This window comes from uncultured Microbacterium sp. (genome assembly GCF_913776565.1).
Classification (GTDB): domain Bacteria; phylum Actinomycetota; class Actinomycetes; order Actinomycetales; family Microbacteriaceae; genus Microbacterium.
In genome coordinates this window covers 1-5,155 of sequence record NZ_CAJYPF010000148.1, presented here as the reverse complement: position 1 = coordinate 5,155, position 5,155 = coordinate 1, and the positions used below count along the sequence as shown (strand labels likewise).

General features: G+C 72.1%; 3 protein-coding genes and 2 pseudogenes. 3 read left to right on the top strand and 2 right to left on the bottom strand.

Annotated features, from left to right (window positions below):
* From QZ433_RS08075 to QZ433_RS08065, 3 genes and pseudogenes are all read left to right on the top strand, one after another.
* A pseudogene (locus QZ433_RS08075) lies at positions 1-111 on the top strand (alpha/beta hydrolase); the annotation flags it as partial.
* Positions 112-226: 115 nt separating this feature from the next.
* The gene (gene rpsT, locus QZ433_RS08070) at positions 227-487 is read left to right on the top strand and encodes a 30S ribosomal protein S20 (RefSeq protein ID WP_136585549.1); all 261 of its coding nucleotides are present in this window, start codon (positions 227-229) and stop codon (positions 485-487) included.
* 357 nt (positions 488-844) lie between these two features.
* Positions 845-1,678 carry an alpha/beta hydrolase gene (locus QZ433_RS08065; protein WP_295781700.1) on the top strand — a complete coding sequence of 278 codons (834 nt, stop codon included), beginning with the start codon at positions 845-847 and terminating at the stop codon, positions 1,676-1,678.
* A gap of 11 nt (positions 1,679-1,689) precedes the next feature.
* On the opposite strand, the gene holA is transcribed toward QZ433_RS08065, so the two are convergent.
* Positions 1,690-2,727 carry a DNA polymerase III subunit delta gene (gene holA, locus QZ433_RS08060; RefSeq protein WP_295781697.1) on the bottom strand — a complete coding sequence of 346 codons (1,038 nt, stop codon included), beginning with the start codon at positions 2,725-2,727 and terminating at the stop codon, positions 1,690-1,692.
* 646 nt (positions 2,728-3,373) lie between these two features.
* Positions 3,374-4,414: pseudogene (locus QZ433_RS08055) on the bottom strand (ComEC/Rec2 family competence protein); the annotation flags it as partial.
* Between the last annotated feature and the right edge of the window lie 741 nt (positions 4,415-5,155).

Here is a 5,155-nt window from a genome sequence, read left to right as displayed (position 1 = left end):
GAGCTGATCGTCGTACCCCGCACCACGCACCTGGTCACGGCCATGCGGCCTCGGGTGTTCGACGCGCTGCTGGAGGTGGCGCTCACCACCGTCGAGGCGTCGACCTGTTAGACTCGGCCCTTGGCTTGCGTGTGGGGTTTTTCCCGACCTCCACGACCGCCGGTGCAGCGCCCCTCTACCGCTCGCCCGGCACTTCCAACACTCACTCAAACGAAAGACCGTCGACGTGGCGAACATCAAGTCGCAGATCAAGCGCAACAAGACCAACGAGAAGGCGCGCGAGCGCAACAAGGCCGTCAAGAGCGAGCTGAAGACGCACGTGCGTCGCACCCGCGAGGCCGTTCTGGCCGGTGACAAGGAAGCCGCTGAGAAGGCGCTCGTCCTCGCCGGCAAGAAGCTCGACAAGGCCGTGAGCAAGGGTGTCATCCACCAGAACCAGGCCGCGAACCGCAAGTCGGCCATCGCGAAGCAGGTCAACGCTCTCTGAGCCGCAGCATCTTCGACAGCCCGTCCCGCTTTGCGGGGCGGGCTTCGTCGTTCGTGGACGGGGCGGGATGGGGGTGTGCCGCCGTGTGCGCCACGGTGACGTCAGTGTCTCGTGGTGCTGCCGGGTGTGCCGTGGTTCACAACGGCGGAGGCCGGGGCGACACGCCGGGCTTCGAGTGCCCTGGAGCGGCGTGTCGGCCGGGATTCCCTCCGTTGTGCACGCGGATGCCGGGTGGCGGGCCGAGGTCTGGGGGCAGAGACGGCACGATGGGGACGGTGGGGCGCGGAGATTTTAGAGGTCGCGCGCACTCGACCGGGGGTGGATGTCCCGCGCCCAGCGGGCGAGGAGGATCGGAGGATGCCGAACAAGGACATCCCCTCGACTCCCTCCCCCGATCTCGACGCCGTTCGCGTCACCGTCCCGCCGCGCGTCACCGCCGACTCGGTGACTCACCGCGGAATGACGCTGCGCGGGTGGAGGTGGCAGGCGGAGTCGGCCGCATCCGGTGCTCCCCGGGTGCTGTTCGTCCACGGTTTCAGCAGCACGTCCGCGGGACCGCGGCAACTGTTCGTGCAGGCGGCCCGACGCCTCGCGGCGCGCGGAGCGGTCGCGAGCTCGTTCGACCGGCTCGGCCAGGGGGTCAGCGACGGTGACTTCTTCGACATCACGGTGCGCGACGAGGTCGAGCAGGTGCGGGCGATGATCCGCGAGATTGCCGCAGAAGGGCGGGTGCATGTCGTCGGGCACAGCCTGGGCGGCGTCGAATCGATCCTGGCGGCGGCGCAGGAGGAGGATCGCGTGGCGTCTGTGACCCTGTGGTCCCCCGCCGGCGTGATCGTCGACGACATGACGGTCCACGACCGTGTGATGGGCGAACCGCTCGAGACGATGCGCGCCCAGGGGTACGTCGATCTCGGGGGGATGCCGGTGGGACCGGCCATCGTGGGCGATGTCCGCAACGACCTCGACGTGTACGGCCCTGCTCGGGGCTATTCCGGGCCGGTCGACGTGTTCCACGGGGCGGCGGACGAGGTGGTGCCACCGACGTACGGCGAGCGATACGCCGAGATGCTGTCGGGTGGCTCGATCACGCTGGTCGACGGCGCCGATCACGAGTGGTCCTCGCTCGCGTGGCGGCGCAGGCTCTTCGACGCGCTGGAGGCGCGTGTCGGGGTGAACGGTCGGGGCTGACGGCGTCGGTCTCAGTCGCCGTAGGGCGCACGGGTGGCGATCACGGTGATCATGCGCTCGAGGGCGAAGACGGCATCCCTCGATGCTCCCTTGACTTCGGCATCGGCGCGGGCGGTGGCGTGGATGGCCATGCCGAGGGTGTTGCCGGTCCAGCCGACGAGGTCGCGCCGGGCGCGGTCGACCTGCCAATCCTTCATGCCCAGGCGTGACGCCAGCATCGACGACGACTCGCGCGAGCCGGCGACGCGGGCCATGGTGCGCAGCTTCATCGCGACGGCGGCGACGAGGGGGACGGGGTCCGCTCCGGATGCCAGGGCGTGCCGGAGCGCGAGCAGTGCGGGGCCGTATTGACCGGCGATCGCCGTGTCGGCGACGGTGAACGCCGAGGTCTCGACGCGGCCGCCGTAGTAACGCTCGACGATGCGTTCGTCGATGTCGCCGGGAACGTCGGCGATGAGCTGCTGACAGGCGGCGGCGAGCTCGGTGAGGTCGTCGGCGAAGGCCGAGACGAGTGAGCGCAGGGCGACGGGGGCGATGCGCTCGTTCGCGGCCTTGAACTCGCCGGCGGCGAAGTCGAAGCGATCGGAGTCGCGCTTGACGGCGGGGCAGGCGATCTCGATGCCGCTCCCCTGACCCGCGCGGATGCCGTCGAGCAGCTTCTTGCCGCGGACGCTCGCCCCGGTGTGGCGCAGCACGACGGTCGCTCCCTCTTGCGTCTGCGAGAGGTACGAGACGGCCTCGGTGAGGAAGGTGTCGCTGCACTTCTCGACGCCGCTCACCCGCACCAGGCGAGGTTCGCCGAAGAGCGAGGGCGAGGTCACGGCGAGCAGGGTGCCGGCCGCGTAGTCGTCGGCCCGGATATCGGTGACCTCGAGGCTGGGGTCTTCGCTCTTGAGCAGGGACCGGATGCCGGCGATCGCCCGCTCGGCGCACACCTCTTCGGGGCCCGAGACGAGAACGATCGGCGCGGGCTGCGGGGCCCGCCATGACACCTGCGGGATCGCCGACTTCGCCTTCGCGGGGGCTGTGCGTCGAGGGGCCGGAGTCACTCCCCCAGCCTACCGAGGGCCTCGGACACCGAAGCGATCGCCGCCGCGGGGTGCCGGAGGGAGGAGGGGATGCCGGGACCTCGTCCGGGGTCGGCGGCCGCTCGCGCCAGAAACGGACGCCGCCGTCATCCTCGACCCACACGGCGAGGGCACCCTCTCGGTCCGTACGCCCGATCGCGGTGCCGAGGGACGTCAGTGTGGCGAGAATCGAGGCGGTCGGGTGCCCGTAGCGGTTGTCGGCTCCGACGCCGATGAGCCCGACGGCGGGGTGGAGCCGTCGATAGAGTGCCGGATCCTGATCGGCGCTGCCGTGGTGCGACACCTTCACGATGTCCACGCGCGGCACGTCGATCAGGCGTTGCAGCTGCGCCTGCGGTTCTTCTCCGAGGTCGCCGAGCAGCACCGTCCGGGGAAAACCGGCACCGGCGACGTCGAGGGCGACGCTGGCGTCGTTCCCCGGTTCGGTGCGGGGCAGCGGACCGAGCGTTTGCCAGCGCGTCGCGCCGACGGTTCCCGTCATTCCGATCTCCGCGGTGACGAGCCTCGCCCCTCCGCGGGAGAGGTCGCCGAGCAGTCGCTGGTCGGCGGCCTCGGCGATCGGGCCGTGCAGAACAGTGTCCGCGCGTCCGACGACCGCGGCCGATCCGCCGACGTGGTCCAGGTCGAAGTGCGTCAGTACGACGAGGTCGAGGCGCTCGACGCCGAAGCGCGCCAGGCAGGCGCGGAGCGCCTCGGGCTCGGGCCCGGTGTCGACGAGCGCCACCGCGCCCCGCGATCGCCAGAGAGTCGCGTCGCCCTGGCCCACGTCGCACATCGCCACCTGCCAGTCCGCGGGTACGGTCAGAGGCCCCGCGACCGTGCGCACGGCCGTCTGTCCGGCGATGAGACCCGTGACCAGGCCGACGATCAGGCCCGCTCCCGCCGTCGTCCGTCGCCACCGCGCCGGCGCGATGACGGCCACCGCGACCGCCGCGCTCACGGCCGCGAGCAGGGCGGCGCCGAGCGCACCGTCCGGCCAGGGCACGTTCTGCGCCGCGATGCCCGCGGTGACGTGGGCGACCGCGGCGATCCAGGTGGCGGGCACCCACGCCAGGGCGGTGAGTCCGTCGCGCAGCCACGGGAAGGGGGCGATGCACGCCAGCGCTCCGGCGATTGTCGCGGGGGCCGCGGCGGGATCGGCGAGCATGTTGGCCGCCACGCCCAACAGGGGCACGTGCGGGTCGATGAGGACGATGAGCGGTCCGCACACCAGCTGCGCCGACAGCGGGACGCCGATCGCCAGGCCCAGGGCGCGCGGCATCCATCGGCTCAGTCCGGTCGCGAGGGGACGAGCGAGCACGAGCAGGGCAGCCGTGGCAGCGGCCGAGAGCGCGAATCCGATCGACAGCGACAGCCACGGATCGACCACGAGCAGCACGGTCACCGCGAGGGACAGCACCGCCATACCCACGGCGGGTCGTCCCAGCGAAAGCGCGAACAGGGCGACCAGGGCCATGGCCGCGGCGCGGATGACACTGGGCTCGGGCGTGACGAGGGCGACGAAGGCGGCGAGGACGACGGTGGCGCCACCGATGCGTACGGCGCGCGGGGCGCCGCACAGCGCGAGCACCGCGAAGGCGGCACCGACGACGATCGCGCAGTTCGCGCCCGAGACCGCGGTCAGATGCGACAGCGACGAGGCGTTCATCGCCGTTTCGGTCGTGCTGTCGAGCATGCTCGTGTCGCCCACCGCGAGACCGGGGACGAGCCCCGCGCCGGGCTGCGGCAGGCCCACGGCGGAATGCACCAACGCGCGGCGTACGTCCTCGAGCGCGCCCCAGACGCCGGGCGGTGGGGTCGTGGCATCCACTGTCTCGGCACGGACGAGGAGGACCGCGCGCTCCGTCGGATCGCTGGGCGATGCGCGGCCGGTGACGGTCACGGTGCTGCCGAGTCCGACCGCCTGCAGGGCACTGCGGGCGTCCACGGCGACGGCCACGCGTGCCGGGATGGCTCCGCTGACGCGCAGCGGACCCGCCGTCACGGCCTCGGCGATCGCGTCGAACCAAGCGGTGCCGTCGGGACGCACATCGACGCGTCCCGTCACGGTGACGCTGACGGTCAGCTGACGCCCGCCGTCCAGCCGGACCTCGTCGACGAGGGCGCGCGTGGGCACCGTCGCCGCGACACCCCACGCAGCGGCGGCGCCGAATGCCAGGGCCACCGTGAGGACGACGAGAGCGACGCCGCGTCGGCACAGGAGCACGACGAACGAGACGAGCGTGGCCACGACGAGGGCGAGGGCGAGGGGACGCGGATCGGGCACGGAGACGGCGCCGCCCGCCGCAGCCCACGTCGACGCGGCCACGACGACGGAGCGCAGGGTGCGCCGGCGCAGCGCCCGCCTCTCGCTCACACGCGGACCAGGTCGCGAAGACCGGCGAGCATC